Raw genomic sequence first — 23423 nt, forward strand, 5'->3', positions numbered from 1 at the left:
CGAAAAGTGTGAGGATGTTCAAAAAGCCGATGATGTTAACATGTCGAAGTTGCAAATATAACCTTAGATTTCGATTAATTTTTAACAGGTTAGCCAAGTTGCTGATTTTTGGGTAGAGATCAAAAGAAAGAGTTTTTACGTGAAATGCACCGCATTTCGTATGTAATTAACATTTCCCTTGTTTTTGCATGGGATTGTCAGGATTACATTGAGAAAACATGTTTTTCCCAAGCTAAGGTGTCACTCGATGGCTCACTTCGAACTTAACGGGCAGTGGATGCTTACCTCGCCACAGCGTCCCAATCTTGAAATTCCAATGTTTATTCCGGGCGATAATGTGTCGGCGCTTTTACAAGCAGAGCAGATTCCAGATCCTTATTTTGCCGATAATGAAAACAAAGCTCGATGGACTGAAGAGTGTGAGTGGCATATCTCACGTGAGTTTGACGTCGACGCGTTTACGTTGTCTGCCAAGCAAATTTGGATGACGCTAACTCGTGTAGATACCTTGGCAACCTTCTATGTTAATGGTGAGTTAGCACTAACTTGCAGCAACATGTTTACCCAGCAACGTGTGGATATTAAACCGCATTTAAAGCAAGGTACTAACACGATTCGGGTTGAGTTTGCTCGGGTGGATTTAGAAGGTATCGCAAGAGCAAAAAAACTGCCATTTCCTATTCCATCGGCAATGGGCAACAACCAAATTCCACACATGAACTTGATCCGCAAAACACAATGCCATTCCGGATGGGACTGGGGCATTTGCTTGATGGTATCGGGTATTTACGACCCCATTCAAATCGACATTGTGAATGAGCTTTGGCTCAAAGGCTTCTCGACAGAGCAGCAATGGCAAGCCGATGGGAGTGTGTTTCTTGATGTAGTAGTTGAAGTGGAAACGGACAGTCAACGCCATGAAATGATGGTTGAATTTAATGGTGAGCGTCAATGTATTCAAACAAAAGGAAGTGGTCACTATCATTGCCAGTTCCACATTTTGGAGCCTCAACGCTGGTGGCCATCGGGTTATGGCGAAGCGTATCTCTATCCCATTACCATTTCTTGCAGAGAGCAAAAGTTAACGCACAACATTGGTTTGCGTCAGTTAACCCTAAATAACCAAGCTGATGAGCACGGCTCTGCAATGGAATTTATCGTCAATGGCGTACCGATTAATGCTAAAGGTGCCAACTGGATCCCTATTGACGCAATGCCGGGGCGAGAGTACGAAACACGTTATCGCAACCTTTTGCAAAGTGCGGTTGACGCCAACATGAACATGATTCGCGTATGGGGCGGTGGTCAGTACGAGAGTGAAACCTTTTATAACCTTTGTGATGAACTTGGCTTGTTGGTGTGGCAAGACATGATGTTCGCCTGCTCGTTGTACCCATCAAACGACGAGTTTTTAAAAGACGTAGAAGAAGAACTTAGATTCCAAATCCCGAGGCTTAAGAAGCACCCATCAATCGCACTTTGGTGTGGTGACAATGAAGTGATTGGAGCTATTGGTTGGTATGACGAATCTAAGCGCAGCAAAGTCAAATACACGGTTAACTACGATCGCCTCAACCGCATGATTGAGAAGGAGATTACCGAGCAAGATAGCACTCGCCGTTTCTGGCCAAGTTCCCCATGTAATGGTGAACTGGATTTCGGTGATGCGTGGCATGATGATAGTAAAGGCGATATGCACTTTTGGGACGTTTGGCATTCAGGAAAATCATTCAGTGCCTACATTGACGTGAATCCTCGTTTTTGCTCTGAGTTTGGTTTTCAATCTTGGCCATCTTTTGCTGAAGTTAAGCGGTTTGTCCCTGAGCAAGACTGGAATATTACATCCCCAACTTTCGAACAACATCAGAAGAACCCGCGTGGTAATAGTATTATCACAGAGATGTTCACGCGCTATTTTCGTTTTCCCTCTGGATTTGAGAGCATGCTGTATTTAAGTCAAGTTCAGCAGGCAATCGCGATCAAAACTGCATGCGATCATTGGCGTGCCATTTCTCCAGTTTGTCGCGGCATGCTGTACTGGCAACTCAACGATAACTGGCCTGTCAGCTCTTGGTCTAGTTTGGAATACAGTGGTCGATGGAAGCAGTTGCACTACCATGCGAAGCGATTTTTTGCGCCACAGTATTTGGTATTTTCCGAGCATACAGGCAAGTTGAGCCTACATTTGCTCAATGATGCCAAAGAGTCCGCAAGCGTCAACGCACTGCTTAAGTGGGTAGATTGGCAAGGGGAAGAAAAGCAATGTTGGAGCTTAGAACAAACAGTCATAGCAGACAGCAATACGATTTTGTGGCAGTTGGATGAATTGATCGAGAAGGATGAACTTACGTCAGGCTTCTTCTATGTTGAAGCGCAAATCGGTGAAGACAGAATAAGCAACACATGGTTTAGTACTCACGAGCTAAAAACCTTGCCGATAGCGAAAGCCAATATAGGTGTCTCTATTGAAGGGAGGAAAATTACATTGATTGCGGATAAGCCTGCGTTTTTTGTTCATTTGGAGAGTGATGCTGATGGAAGGTTCAGTGACTCTAGTTTTACTCTGTTGGCCAAGGTTCCAATGACGGTTGAGTATTTAGGTGATGATGTTTCAGGTATGCAGCAGTCGTTGAGGGTATGCCACCTTAATGATTAAAGCGGGCATAGAACATCTACATGCTGATAACTAAAAAGGGAGCGTTTGCTCCCTTTTTAGTTACCAAGTATCCGTTATTAAGCTCAGGTTGAGACAGAAGTTTATTTAAGTTTCTGATGGACCCGATAGCTAACGACAAAGCCAATGTAGAATAGTGCAGCAAGAGTAATCACTGCCGTCGCGTACGCCAGCAGGCTGTTTAACCCTAAACCAAAAGCCAAAGTGAAGGCGATACCATGAATGGCTTCCGCAGGGATTCGGTACCAAGCAGCGTGGACGGAAGATCCGAAGAGGATAAAGGTACTAAGTAAGACAATCGTGCCGCCTATAAAGCCGACCCATCTGCTGTTGTTCATGTTGCAGTCTCAGGGGTTACCGAGGTAACGTAACAAAATATTTCAGGATCGTATTATACAACCGATCATCGCGAAAAGCGCTAGAGAAATTTCGCGGATAAAACAGAGTGTTTTAATTCGAACAAAAGAATACGACCATAGCCAACTTAATACAGGAATAACAAAACATGTTGAGATTTATACAACGTCGTCGCATTAAGAAAGTGATTAAACTAATGAGTACCAGATTGGTGGTGGGATACGGCAGTCGTGAGTATTTTTCGGTTGGTCAGGTAAAGACGAGCACCAGTGAGTTAAGCGCGTGCCAACAAAAAATTGCGTTGGCATTATATGCGGATCCGCAAGATCTTGATTTGGAAAATCAACCAGAGTTGCAAGCAATACGCTCAGACGTGGCGCATGATTTCTTTTCTGGTGCCGACTATACCGCTCAAGATGTGCTTAATTTACTCGGCTCTGGTGGCTGGAAAGGCGGCCGAATGGAAGATGGAATGTCTCATCATTTTGGTATGCACAGTCGCTATTAAAAACATGCGTTAATTTTATAAATTCGATAAATATTTTTGCTGTTAAAGATTAATTAAATTTTCTTTCAATTGGGTAACAATTACCTAATTATGCACCCGAATCCCAGCGCGTCGCTGGACTGGTTGGATTGCATACCATGAAATTAATCATCAAAGGATTGGGGCTGAGTGCTCTTGTGCTCAGCATGTTTGCTCATGCAGATAGCAAAACGTTGAACGTTTATGCATGGGGTGGCTATTTGCCGGAAGCATCGTTAAAAGCGTTTGAAAAACAAGAAGGCGTTACGATTAATTATTCGACCTTTGAGAATAATGAATCAATGTACACTAAGCTAAAATTGCTAAAAGGTTCTGGTTACGATGTGGTTTTTGCTTCTGCGTACTTCATTGAAAAAATGGGTCGAGAAGGGCTGCTTTCGAAAATAGATCACGCTCAAGTGCCAAACATGCAAGACACAATGGACGGCTTACTTGGCCAAGCGCACGATCCGAAAAATGATTACTCGCTGCCTTATATTTGGGGCATTACAGGGATCAGCTACAACGAATCCATGGTTGAGCAACCAGTGACAAAATGGGCTGACTTATGGGAGTCTCAATACGAACAACAAGTTATGTTGATTGATGACGTCCGCGACGTGTTCGGTATGGCGCTGAAGAAAAATGGCCATAGCGTGAACACAAAAGACGAAGCTGAAATCGAACAGGCTTTTGATTCTCTAGTTGCGCTGAAAAACAACGTATTACTGTATAACTCAGATGCGCCGCAAGTCCCTTACGTGTCCGGTGAAACATCGGTCGGCATGCAATGGAACGGCAACGCATTCCAAGGACAGGTTGAAATGCCTGAGCTGAAGTTCGTGATGCCGGAAGAGGGCGCGGTATTATGGATGGACAACTTCACTATTCCGTCTGGCAGTAAAAACAAAGCATTGGCGCATAAATTTATTAACTTTATGTACCAATCAGAGAACCAAGCGGAAATCGTGACCAGTTTGGGTTATGCGTCGGCAACGAACGCTGGGCGTGACAAATTGCCAGAAGAGTTGAAAAATAACCGTACTATTTTCCCTTCATCAGAAGACATGAAAAAAGGCGAGTTTATTAATGATGTTGGCGCAGAAACGTTAGCGATTTACGAAAAGTACTGGCAACGTTTAAGAACGCAATAAGCAACGCCTTTGCCTATTGTTAGGCTTAAAATCGTTCAAATTTGAATTCCCCTCATCACGAAAGCGGTGAGGGGAATTTTTTATGGGCTTTGTACTTCGAGTGTTACTACGCGGCACGCTTCACGAGGCAGAAGTGCTTTTTACCGCGTTGCAGTAACCAATATTGATCAAACAGTGGGAAGCTCAAACTTGGGTTATCAGCCGCCACTTTTTCACCGTTTACACTGATGGCGTTGTTGCTGATGTGTTCGCGTGCAACACGCTTCGAACTTGCTAAACCCGACTCAATCAACAGCTCAACCAAATCTTGTTGTGCGCTCTCAATGCTTGGTAAACCATCCAACTCCAATTGTTTTAATTCACCCAAACTCAGTTGTTGCACATTACCGCTGAATAAAGCTTGAGTGATGCGCTCGGCGCTAGCTAGGCCGTCTTCGCCATGAACAAATCGCGTCATTTCCTCAGCGAGGATACGTTGTGCTTGTGGCTTACCTTGGCTTGCTTGGTCTTGCGCTTCAATGCTGGCAATTTCTTCGCAGCTCAAGAATGTGTAGTAACGCAAGAAGTGGTAAACGTCTGCGTCTTCTGCGCCAAGCCAGAACTGGTAGAACGCGTAAGGAGAGGTTTTGCTAGGATCTAGCCATACTGCACCGCCTTCGGTTTTGCCAAATTTGGTACCATCGGATTTGGTGATCAGCGGCAGAGTTAAGCCAAATACTTGCTCACCATTTTGACGGCGAGTTAAATCGATCCCGCTGACGATGTTTCCCCATTGGTCATTGCCACCGATTTGCAAACGGCAACCGTATCGACGGTTTAGCTCGGCAAAATCGTACGATTGCAGTAGGGCGTAGCTAAATTCGGTGAAGGAGATACCTTGGTCAGGTCGTTGCAGGCGTTGTTTTACCGATTCTCGGTTGACCATAGTATTGATCGAGAAGTGCTTACCCACATCGCGAAAGAAGTCGATCACATTGATCGCTTTCATCCAGTCAGCATTGTTCACCATGATCATCGGCTTGGTCAGTTGGTGGTTCATCAACTGCTGAATTTGATTAGAAAGATCGTTAACCCAGCCTGAGACGATTTCTTCTGAGTTCAGACTGCGCTCAGTCGCTTTAAAGCTTGGGTCGCCAATCATGCCCGTTGCACCGCCAATCAAGGCAACAGCTTGGTGTCCGGCATCTTGAAAGCGCTTAAGCATAATCAAAGGCACGAGGTGGCCGATATGTAAGCTGCCAGCTGTAGGATCGAAGCCGCAGTAAACGGTTTGTGGCTGTGAGAGAAGTGTCTGAATTTCTTCCAAATCGCTGGCTTGTGCAATCAAGCCGCGATCTTGTAAATCTTGCAGTAATGGTGTCGTCATTCTTTTTGTCTGTTTTAGTGGTTGTTACATTCAGACTAAAACGCGACACCTTTTCTCGATATATCCCTTAAGGGACAGTTTTTTATCTTGAATGGAGAATGAGGTGATTGAGGAAAAGCTGGAATAACTCACTCAATGAAGACACATTTAATTGCGAGTAAATTCGCTTTCGATGATTTTTGACCGTGCCTTGAACTAAGTGTAACCGCGCGGCAATTTCTTTGGTGTCAAACCCTTGAGCGAGAAGCGAAGCCACCTCTTGTTCGCGACGGGTGAGTGATTCTACGCCAAACGTTGCTAAAGCTTGCTCAATGGCTAATCGCATACTGCCAGAATAAGCACTCTGTGCAAAAACAGGCTCAGAAAAGGTAAATTCCGTTTGTTTCCAATGCTGCTGACAAAGCGACTGAATTATCGGGAAATAGGGCTTTAGCTTATTTATTTGTTGCTGAGAAAAGTATTTTCCATCAGTCATATATCCGAAGTACAGCATGACCCAACGGCCAGATTCAACTTCGACTAGCATGCTAAGCTCGTCTTTCCACCCTGTTTGATGATAGAACTGCTCGCAGTATGAGGTGAAGTCAACGCCTTTACGCGCCACGTCTTTGAGCGTAAATACGCCTTGTTGCTTTGTCTCGTTTAGTTTGAGAAAAAAAGGGTCATTTTGAAATGAGTCAGTAAGGTAGCGTTGAAAAAGTAACTCTCGCTCGTTCTCAATTGAGTCGTAGAGATAAATAGGATGTTTACCTTCTCGGTAACCTAAAATAACTGCGCAATCAAAATGAAAAAGAGTGCGAATGACACGCATAAGTTTAGGAGTAAAGTTAGGCGTGTTAAGAGCAGAAATTGCTTCTGCTAGCAGATTATTAAAGTTATTGTCAGGCATGGGATACCGAATTGCAGGTGGTTTTGCGCAAGCATAACCAAAAGCAATCCAACGAGAAAGGGAAGTCGCCATCTTCTGGTGACTTCCATAGAGAAAGTTGCGTAAGTGCTCAGTTTTGAGGAATCATATCCCCGTTAACTTATTGATAAGGGTGCATGACAACGGTTTTATTTAAGCGATTAGTTGCTATGCATTACTGCGAGTTAGTGAGCTCTTCGTTAACCCAATATTTAGAACCAGACACGTTAGCATCGATGAGCAAACCTTTAGCGTTCAACTGATAGACGGCGACGCCGCTGTTAAATTGTTTTGAAAGTTGCTCTGAATCTTCGCCCGCAACAGCAGAGGCTTCACTTGTGGCCTCCCATCCTTCGTTGACGAACGTATCAAAGTCTTCTTTGCTCTCAAACAGAACCACTTGTTGGTAAAATTTTCCGCCAGCCCCAAGTGCAACGCCCAAACCAAACATATTCATATAAGTGCGTTCTTCTGTTTCCTTATTCACTGCGACTCCTGACCCTGAGTTGGTGTGAAACAGCAAAGATAATTTACGAGAATCAAAGACCGCGTAGCCGTGCGCGTTGTCGTAAATAGCTTTTGCCTCCGGCTTTTCATTAAATAACTTGAGCAAAGCGCTATCTGCCATTAAGTCCACGGCTTGGCGAGCTTCTTCTGGCGTATCGCCTTCCATCAGCTCATCAATTTTTTTGTCGGCAGCATCTATCCATTCTTTGCTTTTCTCGATGCTGGCTTCTGTCCATTCGCCTGCGGTATTGATCGCTTCCTCGGACCAATTCGTGAAATCTTGCCACGCTTGTTTTGAAAACGCTTTGGTGTCGTCCCAAGCATCTTGGGCAGTATCAGAAACTGCGTCGCCAAGCTCAGACATTTTATTGGAAATTTCATCCCAATCGGCATAAGCAGGGGATGCCAGGAGCATCAATGTAGTAAGGAGTGCGATAGGCTTTTTCATCAAATTCTCTCTGGAGTTATCAATATACCATTCATTTTAGGTCATCAGACTTTGATAATGAAATTGACTAAATGACGAACTTGAGAGAGGAATCACGAACTGATTGTGAAATGACGTGTGAATAACAAAGCCCTCACAAGGGGAGTGTGAGGGCTAGAGTTTATCGTGTGTTACTTGCTGCTAACTTTACCTAGTTTTAACCAAGTATCGATAACCGTATCTGGGTTTAGTGATACAGAGCTAATACCTTGATCCATTAGCCATTCCGCTAGGTCGTCGTGGTCTGATGGGCCTTGACCACAAATACCAACGTATTTGCCTGCTTTTGTTGCCGCATCAATCGCCATCTGAAGCATCACCTTAACCGCTGGGTTGCGCTCATCAAATAGATGTGCGACATCGCCAGAGTCACGGTCAAGACCAAGCGTTAGCTGAGTCATGTCGTTTGAGCCAATCGAGAAGCCATCAAAGTACTTCAAGAACTCATCGGCAAGGACCGCGTTGGATGGCAGTTCGCACATCATGATGACTTTAAGACCCTGATCGCCACGGCGCAGATCAAACTTCGCTAGCAAATCAATCACTGATGCTGCTTCGCTTGGTGTACGCACAAATGGGATCATGATTTCAACGTTTTTCAGACCCATTTCGTTACGAACGCGTTTGATTGCTTGAGTTTCTAGCTCGAAGCAGTCTTCAAACACTGGAGAAATGTAACGAGACGCGCCACGGAAGCCAAGCATTGGGTTTTCTTCATGCGGTTCGTATGCTTTACCGCCAACCAAGTTGCTGTATTCGTTAGACTTAAAGTCAGACATACGAACAATAACGCGTTTCGGCCAAAATGCCGCAGCAATGGTTGCGATACCTTCTGTCAGTTTGCTTACGTAGAAATCGATAGGATCTTTGTAACCACGAATACGCTGAGTGATTTCTGCTTTTAGCTCATCGCTTTGTGCATCAAAGTTAAGTAATGCTTTCGGGTGGATACCAATCATCTTATTGATGATGAATTCAAGACGAGCAAGACCAACACCTTCATTTGGAATTTGTGCGAAGTCAAACGCACGATCAGGGTTACCCACGTTCATCATCACTTTTGTTGGTAGCAGTGGCAGTTCATCAACAGAAGAGCGTTTTACGTCAAACTCAAGTTCACCTTGGTAAACGTAGCCCGTTTCACCTTCAGAACAAGATACGGTCACGGTTGCACCATCGGTTAACTTGCTTGTCGCATCGCCACAGCCAACGATCGCAGGAATACCAAGCTCACGAGCGATGATGGCAGCGTGGCAAGTACGGCCACCACGGTTGGTTACGATTGCAGATGCTTTTTTCATCACTGGTTCCCAATCTGGGTCAGTCATGTCTGTAACTAGCACGTCACCTTCTTGGACTAGAGACATTTGGTCCAGAGAGTCAACCAAGCGAACCACGCCTTTACCGATGCGCTGACCGATTGCACGACCTTCAACCAAAACATCTGCTTTGTTTTGTAGTTCGTAGCGCTCAATCACATTTTGTTCCGTTTGCGAACATACGGTTTCAGGACGCGCTTGAACAATGTACAGCTTGCCATCAATGCCATCTTTTGCCCATTCAATGTCCATTGGACGCTGATAGTGCTTTTCGATGATCATTGCTTGCTTTGCGAGCTCTTTGATCTCGTCGTCGTTCAATGAGAACGTGTTGCGCTCTTCATCAGAAGTATCAACGATATCAACTTGTTTGCCGATTTCTTGGTTATCTGAGTAGATCATTTTGATCAACTTAGAACCAAATGTTTTCTTAACGATTGGGTGTTCGCCTGCTTCAAGCATTGGCTTGTGAACGTAGAACTCGTCAGGGTTTACTGCACCTTGAACGACCATCTCGCCTAGACCCCATGAAGAGGTGATGAAGACAACTTGGTCGAAACCCGATTCAGTGTCTAGTGTAAACATAACACCCGACGAGGCTTTATCTGAACGCACCATACGTTGGATACCCGCAGATAGCGAGATGCCACGGTGGTCGAACCCTTGGTGAACGCGGTAAGAAATCGCACGGTCGTTAAATAGAGAAGCGTAAACGTGCTTAGTTGCTTCTAGTACTGCGTCGATGCCTTTCACGTTCAAAAACGTTTCTTGCTGACCAGCAAAAGAAGCATCAGGTAGGTCTTCTGCCGTAGCAGATGAACGAACTGCGACTGAAAGCTCAGGATTGCCTTCGATCAGTTCTTGGTAATTTTCACGAATTTCTTGTTCAAGGTCCGCAGGGAAAGGGGCCTCTAATACCCATTGACGAATGTTTGCACCTGTCTTACGCAGAGCTTCTACATCTTCAACGTCTAGTTCATCGAGTAATTGGTGAATACGCTCATCCAAACCTTCGTGGTCAAGGAATTGGTTAAACGCGTATGAGGTTGTCGCAAAACCATTTGGTACAGAAACGCCTGCGTTTGCTAGGTTAGAAACCATTTCGCCAAGTGAAGCATTCTTACCGCCGACTTTGTCGACATCATCCATGGATAGGCCATTGAACCAGAGGGTGTTCTTTTGCATGTCTTTCTCCAGAAACATTGCAGCTTAGTAGGGGGACTTAAATCGATCTAAACAATCGCATGTTGGCTGTTATTACACGTTGACCATACATTGCTTCATTTAGATTGATATCAAAGGCAAACGATTACGTTCTGGCTGAAAAAAATTCAAAAGAATTTTTAAAGCTGTGGTGAACCTAACTGAAAGCCAAACTGATTTATTAATATTATGTGTACCATCCTACTCAAAAGATTTTGAAAAATTAAACAGAAATGCAAATAAATAACCAAAGTCGTGATGTATTCTATGTTTCTGACGGTACGGCGATAACATGTGAGACATTAGGGCATGTTGTTCTCGGTCAATTTCCGTTCATTCCTAACGAAAAAACCTTTCCGTTTGTAGAAAGCCAGGACAAAGCTACTGACGTAGTCAAAGAAATTGAAACTTCCTACCAGCGCAATGGCGTCAAACCTCTGGTCTTTTTCTCAATTGTCGTTCCAGAAGTACGTGAAATGCTGCTTGAAGCGCCGGCATACAGTTACGATGTGTTGGAGAGTATTGTGCAGAAAGTGCAAGACGACATTCAGATGGCACCAAAGCCTAAGTTGCAGCGTTCTCGCAGTGTGGGGAAAGATTCCGACACCTATTTTGACCGTATTGCGGCTATTGAATACACATTGGCGCATGATGATGGCATCACGCTAAAAGGGTTGGAACAAGCCGATATTATCCTGCTGGGAGTATCGCGCAGCGGAAAAACGCCGACTAGCTTGTACATGGCGATGCAATTTGGTTTACGTGTTGTGAACTATCCGTTCATTGCGGAAGATGTGAAGATGATGCGTTTGTTGCCTGAGTTTGAGATCCATCGTCATAAGTTGTTTGGGCTGACTATCGATCCCGAGCGCTTGACTGAAATCCGTGAAAATCGTTTGTCTGGAAGTGATTACGCTAGCACAGAGCAGTGCAAGCTGGAGCTAGACACTGTTGAGGCGTTGTTTAGAAGAGAGGCGATCCCATATATCAATACGTCCTCTCTGTCTGTTGAGGAAATTACTACGCGTATTCTGGAAAAAGCAGGAATGAAGCGTCGCTTGTTTGGCTAACAAGAGACGCTCATGTCGCTATGTGTAAGAGGAGGTAAGGTGTGTACCTCCTCTATCGAATGAACCTTAGACAGAATTAATAGTATTGGAACATCTTTTGGATGTCTTGATAGTTTTTGGTCTGAGTCAGTGACAGCATCAGTAAGATACGTGCTTTTTGTGGGTTCAATGTACCAGCGGCAACAAAGCCGTATTTTTCGTCATCAATTTCAGCATCCAAAGTGGTTGAGCCGCTAGGCGTTCGGGAGCTTCTTACAACAACAACGCCATCTTTACTCGCCTTCTCTAGCTCATCAAACACAGTGTGGTACAAGTTACCATTACCGACACCAGCACTTACGATGCCGTCAAACTTCGCATCCACAAAGGCTTTCACTGGCAAATTGGAGGCATTTGCATAGTTATAAACAATACCGACCTTAGGCAACTTAGTAAGCTTTGATACATCGAATGGGGTTTCTGTCGTATGTTTACGCTCTGGGCTTCGTTGATATTTGGCATCGCTATTATGAATGTAGCCGATAGCACCAAAGTTGGGTGACTGGAAAGTGCTGACGGAGGTTGTATTGGTTTTTGTCACATCTCGCGCATCGAAAATCGTGTCATTCATTGCGACTAGCACGCCACGTCCTTCTGAATCTTCATCGGTGGCTGTTACGACTGCATTGTATAAGTTGACTGGTCCATCAGCACTCATTGCGGTGGAAGGACGCATTGCACCGACGATCACGACAGGCTTTTTGCTCTTGACGGTCAGATCAAGGAAGTAAGCGGTTTCCTCTAACGTATCCGTACCATGAGTAATGACGATGCCGTCAACATCATCTTGAGCGAGTAGCTCATTAACTCTTTTCGATAATTTTAGCCACACTTCATCATTCATATCTTGTGAACCGATACTGACCACTTGCTCTCCAGAAATATCGGCAATGTTGGTCATACTCGGCACCGCAGAAATCAATGATTCAACGCCGACTTTACCTGCTGTGTAGTTTGACTCTGTTGCAGATTGACCTGCGCCTGCTATGGTGCCGCCAGTGGCAAGAATTTTAATGTTCGGAAGTTCGGATTGCGCGAAAGACAAAGAACTAAGGCACAAACCAAGGGTTATCGTACTGAGGCGGAAAAGATTTTTCGTCATGGGAATCACCTGCTGTTAGGTTGGATGTTGGGGAACTCATCTATCCTAAAAACAGTGGGTTAGATTTTTTGAGTACTAGTTCAACAAATTGCAGATGAAGATCGTGATCAACTAATCACTTAAAGAATATCAAATCAACCAGTTAACCTAATTGACGTGCTTCTTTAACAAGTGAGATGTGCTAGTAACGTGCACAACGTGTTAAGCCCTATAATTTATTGATTTATAAATAAAGGAGGTAGGAGTCTCGTGATGAGGTTACTAAACATGAATTTAGCCGTGCAATTTTCCAAAGTTTACAGTGTAAAAAAAAAGCGGCTTTACCCCGGAACAGATAAAAGCCGCTTGCCAATGATGTGTTAATTCACATCTTATCGCATAATCATTTGTTCACGACCAGGACCCACAGACACCATTTTTACTGGTACGCCCATGAGTTCCTCAATGCGTAGAACGTATTTCTGTGCTGCTACTGGAAGCTCTTCAAACTTACGACAACCAGTGATGTCCTCGCTCCAGCTTTCCATCTTCTCGTAGATTGGTGCAAGAGAGGCAGTTTGAGGCCAGATTGGGTTTTCGTTGTGGTCGCCTTCGTAGCCAACACAGATTTTCAGATCGTTAAGGCCAGTCAAACAGTCTACTTTAGTTAGCGCAATTTCAGTTGCTGCTTGCAGTTCAACACCATTCTTAGTAGCGACTGCGTCGAAGTAGCCCATATCGCGTGGACGACCTGTAGTTGCACCGAACTCGCCTGCAAGTTCGCGGAAAGCATCTTGCTCTTCCATTGCAGTGATCAACGTACCAGTACCTACTGATGAGCTGAATGCTTTTGCAACCGCAATAACGCGCTCAGGGCGAAGTGCCGGAAGACCACTGCCGATACCCGCGTACATTGATACAACGTTAGAAGATGTTGTCCAAGGGTACTCACCGTAAACAAGGTCACGACCTGCGCCAAGCTGTGCTTCGAACAATAGAGTTTTGTCTTTCGCTTGTAGTTCTTTTAGAGGAAGCGTTACGTTGCAAATTGAATCGCGCCAAGGTGCAGAGACTTCTAGCAGCCAGTTCGCCAGTTCTTCAGCGGTTTGTTCAAACTCGAACGTCGGGTAAAGTGCACGCAGTTGCGGCAGTTTCCAATCCATCATGAATTGAAGGCGTTCAACCAATACTTCTGGTTGCTTCAACCAACCAACTAGGATGCCTTTCTTCATTACGCGGTCACCGTAAGCAGGTGCAATACCTTGACGAGTTGAACCGTATGCTTTGTCGCCTAAACGTTGTTCTTCTAGCGTATCTTCTAGTGCGTGTAGAGGTAGACACAGTGTTGCGCGATCAGAGATGCACATATTCACTTTTACGCCCGCTTCTTCAACTTCCGCAATCTCCTGAGACAGCAACGCAGGGCTGATAACCATACCCGGACCTAACACTGCCAAACAGTCTGGGTTGAATACGCCACTTGGTAGCTGGTGCAGCTTAAACGTACCTAGATCGTTAACCACGGTGTGACCCGCGTTGTTACCACCTTGGAAACGAATGCTCGCAGAAGCTTGCTCTGCCAAAAAGTCAACGATGCGGCCTTTGCCTTCATCACCCCAGTTTGCACCCACAACAACGATAGACGACATAATTTAATCTCCAAAAACAGATGCAAAAATCTTAAGGTGTTCGCCATAATAAGAGAAATTAATTATACTCATTAACTTGATAAGAATCTCATATCGGAATTGGCAATGTTAGATTTGAACTGGCTGCGAACCTTCGTCACTCTTGCAGAGGTAAAACACTTTGGTAAAACAGCGACGGAACTGCACATGACGCAGCCGAACGTAAGTTTGCATATCAAGCAGTTGGAGCAAGCCACGCGTACGAAATTGATTGAGCGAAATCCCGTGCAGTTGACGCAAGCGGGGAAGCGTTTGTTAGCTACGGCGCAGCGGATGCTCAATGAGCTGCAAATTTGTCAGTCAGATCTCAATGCCATCAACGATCTTACGCAGGGGACGCTTTCTATTGCGGCGAGCGATATTGTTTCACGTTTACTGCTTATCAAACCATTTCAGCAATTCAAAAGTGAATATCCGGGGATCGACTTGGCATTGTTCAACACCACATCTTCTCAAGCGGTGGATTTGGTGAAAAGTGCGCGTGCCGATATCGGCTTTGTTATCGCACAAAAAGAGAGTCAACCGCTGCATTTTACGCCTCTCACGCAGATTCACTGGTGTGCGTTTGGCGATAACTTTTTTGAGTGGCAAGACAATGGAAAAGAGAGCCAGACGCTGATCCTGCTAGGGCACGATACTCGAACCCGAGAGCTGATTGATGCGTCTTTACCTGAGCTAAATCTGCCTAAGCATCGCGTGATGGAAGTGGGCAGTGTGGAAGCACAAATCGACTGGGCGGAAGCGGGATTTGGGACTGCTATTGTGCCGGATTTCTCGCTCGATCCGAGATTAAAGCTTTCTCGTGAAGTTACGCCTTTGCCAAGTTTTCCAAACACTGATTTCGGCTACATCGTGCGTCAAAATCAGGTGTTGTCCAAAGCTGCAAAACAGTTGTTGGCTTGGGTTGGCGAGAATGTGTCGGTGGTTGAGGGCTAAGGCGATGAAAGAAAAAGCCATGAAAGAGACGGAGATTACGATTTCGCTCCCATCCTTGATTCACCGTATTGGTGGCGACCATGCCAAGCGAGCGAAAACACTCGCAGCAGAAAAACAGTGCGATCTTAAGCGAATTAGGCGATCTCGTAACTGGCAAATCTCGGGCGAGGCTTTGGATGTAAAAGCGTTTTTAGATCATCTTAAAAGCGAAGAGGCAGAGGTGATGCGCTTTGCGATCAACAAGATCGAGCAAGCTCTACTCGCTCACCAAGACAAGTTGGAACCTTTGGACGTGAAGTTGATACGTTTGGTGAGACAAAACCCAAACATCACCTTAGCTGAGTTGATGGCAGAAACGAACTGCACGTTGGTTCAAGCTCGCACGGCACGATTTGACGCCGAGTTGCTTTAAGATTGGTTTGTGGTTTACTCACTTTATTAACAGATGTTAGGGTACCGATCAAAATCACTCACTAAGACCATTTTATTATGGATATTTGGCAGCTTCTCTTTTTTATCCCTGCTTGCTTTGCTCTCAATATGGCTCCAGGCCCAAACAATTTATTGGCAATGAATAATGCTCGTTGTTACGGCTTTAGGGCCGCGTTTACGGCTAGTTTAGGCAGAATTGCCGCTTTTTCAGCGATGATTGCGTTGTCTGCATCAGGTCTGGCTGTGATTTTGTATACGTCAGAAATGCTATTTTTGGCAATAAAGTTGGTAGGGGCGCTGTATCTACTATGGATTGCGTTCAACCTTTGGCGCTCAGAGTCCAGCCCGATCTCTGACTTGGACAATTCGCGCAACTACGCAGGACTGGCGAAACAAGAATTTACGCTCGCTGCTGGCAACCCGAAAGCGATTCTTATTTTTACTGCATTCTTGCCGCAATTTGTTGATGCCAATGCCAACGTTCAAGAGCAGTTTTTTGCCCTTGGCTCCACGTTTTTGATATTAGAAATGGTCGCCATTTCAATCTATGCCATCTTTGGTTTGTACTTGAGACACTGGTTTTCAAACCCCAAAATGGCGAAACGTTTCAATCGCGGATGTTCGTTGTTTTTAGCCGCATCAGGTGCGAATTTGCTACTAAGTAAGCAATAACAACACATCATCTCCGTAGATTATTTTTCTATAAAAAGAGCCGCTGATGTTACATCAGCGGCTCTTTTAGTTGATGCATCGATTATTTATTGTTACCACATCAAATCGTCAGGCACGACGAAATCTGCGTATGGATCGTCTTCTGCTGGAATGTCCGATTCAGGTTCTTTTTGTTCGATGATGACGGACTCATCACGCTGAGCAATTTTATTCGCTACTCCACGTGGAATGACAACATAGCTTTCACCAACAATTGCGATTGCCAAAATACCTTTGATCAACTGCTCGCGGATAAGTGAATCTACATAAAGAGATTTCACTAGCGTACCGTGAGTGAAGTTGTATTTGATGTCGCCATCTTTTAAGTCGATCTTGTTCATCTCAATCAATTGATTGATCTGCGCTTTGATCTCTTTATTTAATCGCTCAGCATTTTGCTGCTCGCTCAATTGTTTATCACGCTCTAACTGTTGGCGTTTATTCTCTTCAACCGCCGCTTTTACTTCGCGTGCTTGAACGCGTGATTTTTTAGAGCCTTTCTTCGCTTTCTTTAGTTTCTTTTCATTAACTAAGCCAGCTTTCAGCATTTGTTCTTGAAGGGTAAGTTTTGCCATGTTTTATCCAGTTAGTGCGCAATTTTGGGCATTTTACCCACTATTGCCACTTGTAGTAAATAATAGTGCTTCCTATGGGTCTAAAATGTTTGGTTGGCTTGTTATCTCTTTAAGGAAAGTGCAAAGCGGGCCTTCTCCAAAGCCCGCGAGCGTTACTGAAATCTAGGTGGGTTATGGCTGCCACTGTTTAGATGTGACGAGGTTATCCATCACTTTGTTTACCGCTTGATGCGCTTTGTCGACAATGGTGTCTATATCGTTACGATTCGCGATAAGCGGTGGAGCAAAACCGAGGATGTCACCATGTGGCATAGCGCGAGCGATTAAGCCTTGCTCTAAACAGGCCGTCGCGATTTGCGGGCCTACTTTCAAGTTTGGATCAAAGTGTGCTCGGCGAAGCTTGTCTGAAGAAAACTCCAACGCATGCAACAAGCCAACGCCACGAGTATCACCGACTAATGGATGATCGTTAAACGTCTCTGCCATACGTTGCTGCAAGTAAGCGCCGACTTCGGCCGCGTTTTGCACTAAGCCTTCACGTTCAATGATATCGAGGTTGCAGTTCGCGGCTGCCGCTCCCATTGGGTGACCAGAGTAGGTATAACCGTGTCCGATAGCGCCCCATTGGTCGGTGCCGTTTTCTAGCACACTCCAAACTCGTTCACCGACGATCACGCCAGACAGCGGTTGATACGCTGAGGTTAACCCTTTCGCTACCGTGATGAGATCTGGTTTCATGTCGTAGTGCAGTGAGCCAAAATCGGAGCCGAGGCGACCAAAGCCACACACCACTTCATCCGCAATCAAGAGTACATCGTATTTGTCGAGTACTTTGCGAATCGCCTGCCAGTACCCTGCTGGTGGTGGCACAATACCGCCAGTACCGAGCACTGGTTCCGCAATCATTGCTGCTACCGTTTCTGGGCCTTCTTCCAAGATCATCGCTTCGAGTTGATCTGCGCAATATTGAGAGAATTCAAGCTCAGACATACTCTCGTCTTCACGGCGATAATAATATGGCGCGATGGTGTGTTTGATACGCTCAAGTGGTAAATCAAAATGGGCGTGGAACAACGGTAAACCTGTCAGTGAACCGGACGCGATACTTGAACCATGGTAGCCGCGGTCACGCGAAATGATTTTTTTCTTCTCTGGTAGACCACGAGCATTGTTGTAATACCACACCAACTTAAGTTGAGTTTCGTTCGCGTCGCTGCCTGACATGCCGTAGTAAACTTTGCTCATGCCTTCAGGCGCCATTTTGATGATGCGATCTGACAGTGTCACGAGCGCTTCGTTCGTATGGCCGACGTAAGTGTGGTAGTACGCCAGTTCTTTGGCTTGTTCATAAATCGCATCGGCCATTTCAGTCCTGCCATAGCCAATGTTCACACAATACAACCCGGCAAAGCCGTCTATCAGCTCGATGCCTTCTGAATCGGTGATGCGTATTCCGCTTCCGCTCGAGATAATTCTTCCCGAAAGCTCCCCGGCCGCATACTGCTTCAGGTGGGTTGAGGCATGAAATACTCTCTGACGATCGATCTCTAAAAGTTGTTGGGTTTTGTTACTCATGATCCTTCTCCTCGAATAATTGGATATCCATATTTCGTGCCTCAACTGCCACTGACGGTTGGTAAAGCGCCTAAGCAGCAGTATTTGATTTCACTGTATTCTTCAAATCCGTGACGGCTTCCTTCTCGTCCAAGACCAGACTGTTTCACGCCGCCGAATGGGATAGGGTGCCCTGTCATTTTGACGGAGTTCACGCTCACCATGCCAAACTCCAAACCGCGCATGCAGTGCCAAATTTGGTGAATATCGTGACCATAAACATAGGCAGCTAAGCCGTACTCAGTGTCGTTGCTCATTTCAATCACGGTATCTAAGTCTTGGTAAGGCAATACGCCTGCCACAGGACAAAAATTCTCTTCGCGATACACCGCCATTTCTGGGGTTACATCGGCTAGCAATGTCGGCGCGAAGAAGTTTTCGCCTGGTACGGGCTGGTGGTATCCCGCTACCAATCGCGCGCCTTTGTCGAGCGCGTCACGCACCAAATCATGCGCTTTATCCACCGCAGTGCGATTAATAAGCGGTCCCATGGTGGTTTTTTCGTCTAAGCCATTGCCCAAAACGATGTGGCTCATTTCTTTGGCAAACGCTTCCAAAAACGCTTCGTACTTATCGTCAGGGACGAAAATACGGTTTGCGGCCAAGCAGTCTTGTCCTGCGGTTTGAAACTTCGCATCCACGGCGGCTTTGGCTGCTTGCTCGACATCCATATCTGGCAGCACGATGAAAGGGGCGTTACCACCGAGCTCCATACTGCACTTCTTCACGGTTTGTGCCGCGTCGCGTAGCAATAGTTTGCCTACTCGAGTTGAGCCAGTGAACGAGAGCGCTTTGACTTTATCGGAGTGGCACAAGGTTTGTGACACCATCATCGCATCGCCAGTGATAACGTTAAATACACCAGGTGGAAAGCTAGCTCGGTCTGCTAACTCTGCCAACGCTAATGCAGAAAAAGGCGTTTCACTGGCGGGCTTAATGAGCACCGGACAGCCTATTGCTAGTGCGGCTGCGGCTTTGCGTGTGATCATGGCATTAGGAAAATTCCATGGTGTAATCAGAGCTGCGACACCAATCGGCTCGCGTACCGTCGATAGTTGCGCATTCGGGATATGACTTGGGATGGTTTCGCCATAACAGCGGCGTGCTTCTTCGGCAAACCAACGAACAAAGGATGCGCCGTAGTCAATCTCACCTACAGCATCACCTAGTGTTTTTCCTTGCTCCATCACCATCAAATGAGCAAGGTCTTGCTTTGATTCTAGAATCAGGTCGTGCCAACGCATGAGAATTTCAGCGCGCTCTTCTGCTTGCATTTTTCGCCATTGACGAAAGGCTTGGTCGGCTTCATCAATCGCTTGATAGAGTTGTTGCTGAGATAGCTTAGTGATGTAACCGATGACCGTGCCATCTGCTGGATTATCCACCGGATGAAATTGATCACCACTTACCCATTTGCCATTCACGTACGCTAAACCTCTCACCAAACGTACGTCTTTCATTATCGCCATCATGTCGTGCGAGGCTTTTAATTCTTCAGCGTGTAAGCTGTGCAGTGCTGTCATGAGTCCTTCTCCCAGCATCGTTGTCCATAATGAAACTGTAATGGAGAAGTGACCGAAATAATTTCTGATACCGAGGTTTAAAACGTCAGAACTTTCTTTTTAGTGCCGTTAAATATGGTGTTTTTTCTGTTCACGCCTGATACGCATTTTCCCTTTTATAACAAAGCGTTTTGGTTTACTTCGAATGTGCCCGCATCACGTTTGATTGTTTTTGTCACAATGTAAGTAAAGTAGCGCTCAATGCCCACATCTGAGTCTAACCAGTTGTCGATAAGCCGCTGATATTGGTCGATATCTTCTGACTGAATTTTAAGGATGTAATCGATACCACCGCCCGTGGCATAGCAATCAGTGACTTCTGGTGAATGTTGAACCAGTTGCTCGAAGCGTTTGAACGCTTGGGCGTTGTGTTCTTTGAGCGTAACTTCAACCATAACCGACGTTCGTTTGAACAAAATATCGGTATTTACTTTTGCTCCGTAACCTTCAATGATGCCTGCTTCTTCCAGTTTTTTGACGCGCTCCCAGCAAGGGCTCACGGATAGGTTGATGGCCTCGGCAAGGTGAGACTTGGTGATACGACCATTATCATGAAGTATTTGTAGAATTTTTACGTCGTAGCGATCGAGGCGCATTATGAGTCTCCCTGTTGAATACTAATCATTTCATAAAGGCTGATGACTGGTCGCTGTTATAAGGTGCTTTCCAGTTTGCTTCTGGTATGCCATTTGTTTTGATTTCTTAGTTGGCTTTTCAATCAGCCTATCTCGCCGCAGTCTTCGGCTATAACTGCGATAGTGTCACCGATATTCACCATAGCAGGAAAACGACGTGCCGCGAAAATACCATTGCGCTGTGACTTGTACTCAACGGGGGCGGTACCTGTGCGCTCGGTCGAGAAGATTCTCACTAATACATCGCCCTTTTTGACGGTATCGCCAAGATCAAATAAGTATTCTGTGATGCCGTGGTGTTGGCTTTGCACATAACAACTTGCATCAGGCATACCTAATAACTTAGTTGGTTGGGTTGGTTGTTCGTAGTCACCGGGCAAGTTGCCTGAGAAGCGCAAGAAGTTGCGAATGCCACGGTCGGAATAAGCGATGGTTTCTGGAGTGCTGGTTCCGCCTCCTCTTAGTTCGGTGGTAACAAAGATTTTTCCCTGAGACTCCACGGCAGTGTCATACAGGCTGGTGGCGTCCATTTCGAGCAAGATCATGGTGTAAGGTGCGCCAAACAGTTTTGCACCTAATATGCAGGCTTCTTCTTGATCGAGATTGTCGAGACGATGGGCAGCGGCGAACGGCACGATATCTAACGTTTTACCACCTGAGTGAATGTCTAACGCAAAATCGCACTTAGGAACTAGGTAACGAGTAAAATAATCCGCAATTTTCTCGGTCACTGTGCCTATGGGGTTGCCGGGAAAGCTGCGATTTAAATTCCCTTTATCGATAAACGACGTACGTGAGGCATTTTGTACCGCAGGTAAGTTCATCATGGGTACAATAATGACACGACCTTGGATTTGATCTGCCTGAAGCGAGTTCGTCAATTTTAGCAGGCTGGTGATGCCTTCGTATTCGTCTCCGTGATTACCGCCAGTAAGCAGTGCGGTTGGTCCGTGACCATTTTTGATCACGGTGATAGGTATCATAATACTTCCCCAAGCGGAGTCGTCATGTGAATAGGGCAGCGTTAAAAAGCCGTGCTGTACACCTTCTCGGTCAAAGTCTATGGTGGCTGTGATCGAGCTTTTTTGCATATCAAGTCCTTTTAGTTCTCAGACCTAGCTCAACAGAGCTTGAGGTTTGAAAAATTAGTGTTTAACAAATAAGTGGCGTGGAAAGTCACACAGCGTTTTTGCTCCATCATGGGTAATGACGATACTTTCCGTTGTTTCTAATCCCCAATCTTTGAACCACAACCCCGGCATAAAATGGAATGTCATGCCTTCTCTCAAGATGGTTTTATCGGTGTCTCGCAAACTCATGGTTCGTTCCCCCCAATCTGGCGGGTAGCTCAAACCTATTGGATAGCCACAACGGGCGCCTTCGCGTGAGAATCCCGCTTTATCGAGAACCTGGTTTAGTGCATTGGCGATGTCGGCGCAGGTATTTCCGGGCTTTGCCACTTTCAAGCCTGCTTCAAGCCCTAAAGTTAGGGCTTCGTCGGCTCGTTTAAACTTGTCGTCAGGCTCGCCAAGAAAAATAGTGCGAGAGAGTGGACAATGGTAACGGCGGTGCGCCCCTGCAATTTCAAAAAACGTCCCTTCGCCTTTCTTGAACGGTCTGTCATCCCAAGTCAGGTGAGGTGCGGAAGCATCAGAACCTGATGGCAAAAGCGGCACAATCGCGGTGTAATCGCCAAAGTGGTCTTCATGCCCGAGCACGGCTTGGCGGTTAATCTCGGCAACAAGGTGGTGTTTCGGTAATCCTGGTTCAATCATGTCGAACGCGACACGGTGCATATTTTCAACAATGCGAGCGGCACGGTACATGTACGCCAGTTCTTGATCGGATTTAACGGCGCGGCACCAGTTGACTAGTCCGGTTGCATCGAGAAGTTGAGCATTCGGTAGGTGCGTAGTGAGTGATTCGTAAGCGGTGGCGCTAAAGTAATAGTTATCTTTTTCTACACCGATACGACCACGATCCCAAAGGCGCGGAGCCAGTACGGCTTCGACCAGGAAATCCATCGGGTGTAGCGGCGGATTCATTACATAATGGTCTGGATAGTAGGTGATGTTTTCTGCCGACATATACGCAGTCCTGTATGCTCCGTTGGCATCTTGGCAGCGTCCAAACCAAACAGGTTCATCAGATGGACCAACAACGACACATTGTGGCACGTAAAAAGACCACCCATCATAGCCTGTCAGCCACGCCATGTTAGAAGGGTCATGAATGATAAGGACATCCAATTCTCTTTCTTCCATCGATTGCCGAACTTTCGTTAACCGATCCTGGAACTCATCCAGTGTAAAATGCAAAGCAACGCCTCTCATATTTTCTCCTTGTTAGAAATCCGACGCCTTATGGGCCTTCGGAGACGCTGAGGTATTTCTACCTTCTACCAGCTAGCCAGATCTGCGTTAAAAATGATTGCAATTTACCTCTGGGGTTGTATTTGGATTAAACGATGCTGTTTAACATGTTTGTTTAACCCATACATTTCATGTCAATCATTACAATTGTGGTTTATTTTTGTGCATTTCACCTCGTTTTGTGAGTTAAAGTTCGCCATTTGTTAAA

General features: G+C 45.7%; 20 protein-coding genes. 7 read left to right on the forward strand and 13 right to left on the reverse strand.

What is annotated here, in order from left to right; genetic code table 11:
* Window positions 1-247: 247 nt before the first annotated feature.
* Entirely contained in the window at window positions 248-2656 is a 2409-nt protein-coding gene (locus R7Q41_RS15260) for a beta-mannosidase (protein WP_318144562.1), read from the forward strand.
* A gap of 101 nt (window positions 2657-2757) precedes the next feature.
* Here the strand turns inward: R7Q41_RS15260 and R7Q41_RS15265 are convergent, their stop codons facing one another.
* Window positions 2758-3012 (reverse strand): hypothetical protein, encoded by a 255-nt coding sequence (locus tag R7Q41_RS15265; protein WP_005387084.1) that lies wholly within the window; start codon window positions 3010-3012, stop codon window positions 2758-2760.
* 167 nt (window positions 3013-3179) lie between these two features.
* Here R7Q41_RS15265 and R7Q41_RS15270 point away from each other — a divergent pair, with 167 nt between their 5' ends.
* Both R7Q41_RS15270 and R7Q41_RS15275 read left to right on the forward strand, forming a co-directional pair.
* Window positions 3180-3539: a DUF6559 family protein gene (locus R7Q41_RS15270; protein ID WP_017819807.1), complete on the forward strand. Its 360-nt coding sequence runs from the start codon at window positions 3180-3182 to the stop codon at window positions 3537-3539.
* A 137-nt stretch (window positions 3540-3676) separates the two neighbouring features.
* Window positions 3677-4711: an ABC transporter substrate-binding protein gene (locus R7Q41_RS15275; RefSeq protein WP_047102765.1), complete on the forward strand. Its 1035-nt coding sequence runs from the start codon at window positions 3677-3679 to the stop codon at window positions 4709-4711.
* A gap of 106 nt (window positions 4712-4817) precedes the next feature.
* Here R7Q41_RS15275 and tyrS read toward each other — a convergent pair whose 3' ends face one another.
* From tyrS to ppsA, 4 genes are all read right to left on the reverse strand, one after another.
* Complete coding sequence (gene tyrS / locus R7Q41_RS15280) at window positions 4818-6077, reverse strand: tyrosine--tRNA ligase (protein WP_318144563.1); 1260 nt, start codon at window positions 6075-6077, stop codon at window positions 4818-4820.
* Between the two features lie 82 nt (window positions 6078-6159).
* Window positions 6160-6966, reverse strand: coding sequence for a response regulator transcription factor (locus R7Q41_RS15285; RefSeq protein ID WP_021707696.1), 807 nt, complete (start codon window positions 6964-6966; stop codon window positions 6160-6162).
* A gap of 193 nt (window positions 6967-7159) precedes the next feature.
* Window positions 7160-7939 (reverse strand): hypothetical protein, encoded by a 780-nt coding sequence (locus tag R7Q41_RS15290; protein WP_285399887.1) that lies wholly within the window; start codon window positions 7937-7939, stop codon window positions 7160-7162.
* Between the two features lie 170 nt (window positions 7940-8109).
* Window positions 8110-10482 carry a phosphoenolpyruvate synthase gene (gene ppsA / locus R7Q41_RS15295; RefSeq protein ID WP_005373822.1) on the reverse strand — a complete coding sequence of 791 codons (2373 nt, stop codon included), beginning with the start codon at window positions 10480-10482 and terminating at the stop codon, window positions 8110-8112.
* Window positions 10483-10733: 251 nt separating this feature from the next.
* Between ppsA and R7Q41_RS15300 the strand changes: the two genes are divergently transcribed.
* Window positions 10734-11570, forward strand: a complete 837-nt coding sequence (locus R7Q41_RS15300; RefSeq protein ID WP_005373820.1) for a pyruvate, water dikinase regulatory protein — start codon at window positions 10734-10736, stop codon at window positions 11568-11570.
* A gap of 76 nt (window positions 11571-11646) precedes the next feature.
* Here R7Q41_RS15300 and ansB read toward each other — a convergent pair whose 3' ends face one another.
* Window positions 11647-12711: an L-asparaginase 2 gene (gene ansB, locus R7Q41_RS15305; protein ID WP_017819810.1), complete on the reverse strand. Its 1065-nt coding sequence runs from the start codon at window positions 12709-12711 to the stop codon at window positions 11647-11649.
* A 371-nt stretch (window positions 12712-13082) separates the two neighbouring features.
* On the reverse strand, window positions 13083-14339 hold the full coding sequence (locus R7Q41_RS15310; protein ID WP_017819812.1) for an adenylosuccinate synthase: 1257 nt from the start codon (window positions 14337-14339) through the stop codon (window positions 13083-13085).
* A 105-nt stretch (window positions 14340-14444) separates the two neighbouring features.
* Here R7Q41_RS15310 and R7Q41_RS15315 point away from each other — a divergent pair, with 105 nt between their 5' ends.
* From R7Q41_RS15315 to R7Q41_RS15325, 3 genes are all read left to right on the forward strand, one after another.
* On the forward strand, window positions 14445-15314 hold the full coding sequence (locus tag R7Q41_RS15315) for a LysR family transcriptional regulator (RefSeq protein WP_062731066.1): 870 nt from the start codon (window positions 14445-14447) through the stop codon (window positions 15312-15314).
* Between the two features lie 19 nt (window positions 15315-15333).
* Complete coding sequence (locus R7Q41_RS15320) at window positions 15334-15726, forward strand: ribosome recycling factor family protein (protein WP_062731091.1); 393 nt, start codon at window positions 15334-15336, stop codon at window positions 15724-15726.
* A 77-nt stretch (window positions 15727-15803) separates the two neighbouring features.
* Window positions 15804-16418 carry a LysE family translocator gene (locus R7Q41_RS15325; protein ID WP_062731065.1) on the forward strand — a complete coding sequence of 205 codons (615 nt, stop codon included), beginning with the start codon at window positions 15804-15806 and terminating at the stop codon, window positions 16416-16418.
* A 92-nt stretch (window positions 16419-16510) separates the two neighbouring features.
* Here R7Q41_RS15325 and R7Q41_RS15330 read toward each other — a convergent pair whose 3' ends face one another.
* The 6 genes from R7Q41_RS15330 to doeA form a co-directional block, all read right to left on the reverse strand.
* Entirely contained in the window at window positions 16511-17032 is a 522-nt protein-coding gene (locus tag R7Q41_RS15330) for a DUF2058 domain-containing protein (protein ID WP_017633576.1), read from the reverse strand.
* 171 nt (window positions 17033-17203) lie between these two features.
* Window positions 17204-18607 (reverse strand): aspartate aminotransferase family protein, encoded by a 1404-nt coding sequence (locus R7Q41_RS15335; protein ID WP_062731064.1) that lies wholly within the window; start codon window positions 18605-18607, stop codon window positions 17204-17206.
* Window positions 18608-18648: 41 nt separating this feature from the next.
* Window positions 18649-20169, reverse strand: coding sequence for an NAD-dependent succinate-semialdehyde dehydrogenase (locus R7Q41_RS15340; protein WP_062731063.1), 1521 nt, complete (start codon window positions 20167-20169; stop codon window positions 18649-18651).
* A gap of 155 nt (window positions 20170-20324) precedes the next feature.
* On the reverse strand, window positions 20325-20804 hold the full coding sequence (locus R7Q41_RS15345) for an Lrp/AsnC family transcriptional regulator (protein WP_005387046.1): 480 nt from the start codon (window positions 20802-20804) through the stop codon (window positions 20325-20327).
* 122 nt (window positions 20805-20926) lie between these two features.
* A complete protein-coding gene (gene doeB / locus R7Q41_RS15350) occupies window positions 20927-21934 on the reverse strand; it encodes a N(2)-acetyl-L-2,4-diaminobutanoate deacetylase DoeB (protein WP_130546417.1) in 1008 nt (335 codons plus the stop codon).
* Between the two features lie 54 nt (window positions 21935-21988).
* The gene (gene doeA, locus R7Q41_RS15355) at window positions 21989-23176 is read right to left on the reverse strand and encodes an ectoine hydrolase DoeA (protein WP_005373780.1); all 1188 of its coding nucleotides are present in this window, start codon (window positions 23174-23176) and stop codon (window positions 21989-21991) included.
* Between the last annotated feature and the right edge of the window lie 247 nt (window positions 23177-23423).

It is taken from the genome of Vibrio sp. 2096, assembly GCF_033339595.1.
Lineage (GTDB): Bacteria > Pseudomonadota > Gammaproteobacteria > Enterobacterales > Vibrionaceae > Vibrio > Vibrio alginolyticus.

What these genes read in the sequence shown, in the direction of transcription:
- R7Q41_RS15325 (WP_062731065.1), top strand. Translation starts at nt 15,804, where the DNA reads ATGGATATTTGGCAGCTTCTCTTTTTTATCCCTGCTTGCTTTGCTCTC.
- R7Q41_RS15315 (WP_062731066.1), top strand. Translation starts at nt 14,445, where the DNA reads ATGTTAGATTTGAACTGGCTGCGAACCTTCGTCACTCTTGCAGAGGTA.
- R7Q41_RS15300 (WP_005373820.1), top strand. Translation starts at nt 10,734, where the DNA reads ATGCAAATAAATAACCAAAGTCGTGATGTATTCTATGTTTCTGACGGT.
- R7Q41_RS15310 (WP_017819812.1), bottom strand. Translation starts at nt 14,339, where the DNA reads ATGTCGTCTATCGTTGTTGTGGGTGCAAACTGGGGTGATGAAGGCAAA.
- R7Q41_RS15265 (WP_005387084.1), bottom strand. Translation starts at nt 3,012, where the DNA reads ATGAACAACAGCAGATGGGTCGGCTTTATAGGCGGCACGATTGTCTTA.
- doeB (WP_130546417.1), bottom strand. Translation starts at nt 21,934, where the DNA reads ATGCAAAAAAGCTCGATCACAGCCACCATAGACTTTGACCGAGAAGGT.
- R7Q41_RS15345 (WP_005387046.1), bottom strand. Translation starts at nt 20,804, where the DNA reads ATGCGCCTCGATCGCTACGACGTAAAAATTCTACAAATACTTCATGAT.
- doeA (WP_005373780.1), bottom strand. Translation starts at nt 23,176, where the DNA reads ATGAGAGGCGTTGCTTTGCATTTTACACTGGATGAGTTCCAGGATCGG.
- R7Q41_RS15285 (WP_021707696.1), bottom strand. Translation starts at nt 6,966, where the DNA reads ATGCCTGACAATAACTTTAATAATCTGCTAGCAGAAGCAATTTCTGCT.
- R7Q41_RS15330 (WP_017633576.1), bottom strand. Translation starts at nt 17,032, where the DNA reads ATGGCAAAACTTACCCTTCAAGAACAAATGCTGAAAGCTGGCTTAGTT.
- ansB (WP_017819810.1), bottom strand. Translation starts at nt 12,711, where the DNA reads ATGACGAAAAATCTTTTCCGCCTCAGTACGATAACCCTTGGTTTGTGC.
- R7Q41_RS15260 (WP_318144562.1), top strand. Translation starts at nt 248, where the DNA reads ATGGCTCACTTCGAACTTAACGGGCAGTGGATGCTTACCTCGCCACAG.
- R7Q41_RS15290 (WP_285399887.1), bottom strand. Translation starts at nt 7,939, where the DNA reads ATGAAAAAGCCTATCGCACTCCTTACTACATTGATGCTCCTGGCATCC.
- R7Q41_RS15270 (WP_017819807.1), top strand. Translation starts at nt 3,180, where the DNA reads ATGTTGAGATTTATACAACGTCGTCGCATTAAGAAAGTGATTAAACTA.
- R7Q41_RS15320 (WP_062731091.1), top strand. Translation starts at nt 15,334, where the DNA reads ATGAAAGAGACGGAGATTACGATTTCGCTCCCATCCTTGATTCACCGT.
- R7Q41_RS15340 (WP_062731063.1), bottom strand. Translation starts at nt 20,169, where the DNA reads ATGACAGCACTGCACAGCTTACACGCTGAAGAATTAAAAGCCTCGCAC.
- R7Q41_RS15275 (WP_047102765.1), top strand. Translation starts at nt 3,677, where the DNA reads ATGAAATTAATCATCAAAGGATTGGGGCTGAGTGCTCTTGTGCTCAGC.
- ppsA (WP_005373822.1), bottom strand. Translation starts at nt 10,482, where the DNA reads ATGCAAAAGAACACCCTCTGGTTCAATGGCCTATCCATGGATGATGTC.
- R7Q41_RS15335 (WP_062731064.1), bottom strand. Translation starts at nt 18,607, where the DNA reads ATGAGTAACAAAACCCAACAACTTTTAGAGATCGATCGTCAGAGAGTA.
- tyrS (WP_318144563.1), bottom strand. Translation starts at nt 6,077, where the DNA reads ATGACGACACCATTACTGCAAGATTTACAAGATCGCGGCTTGATTGCA.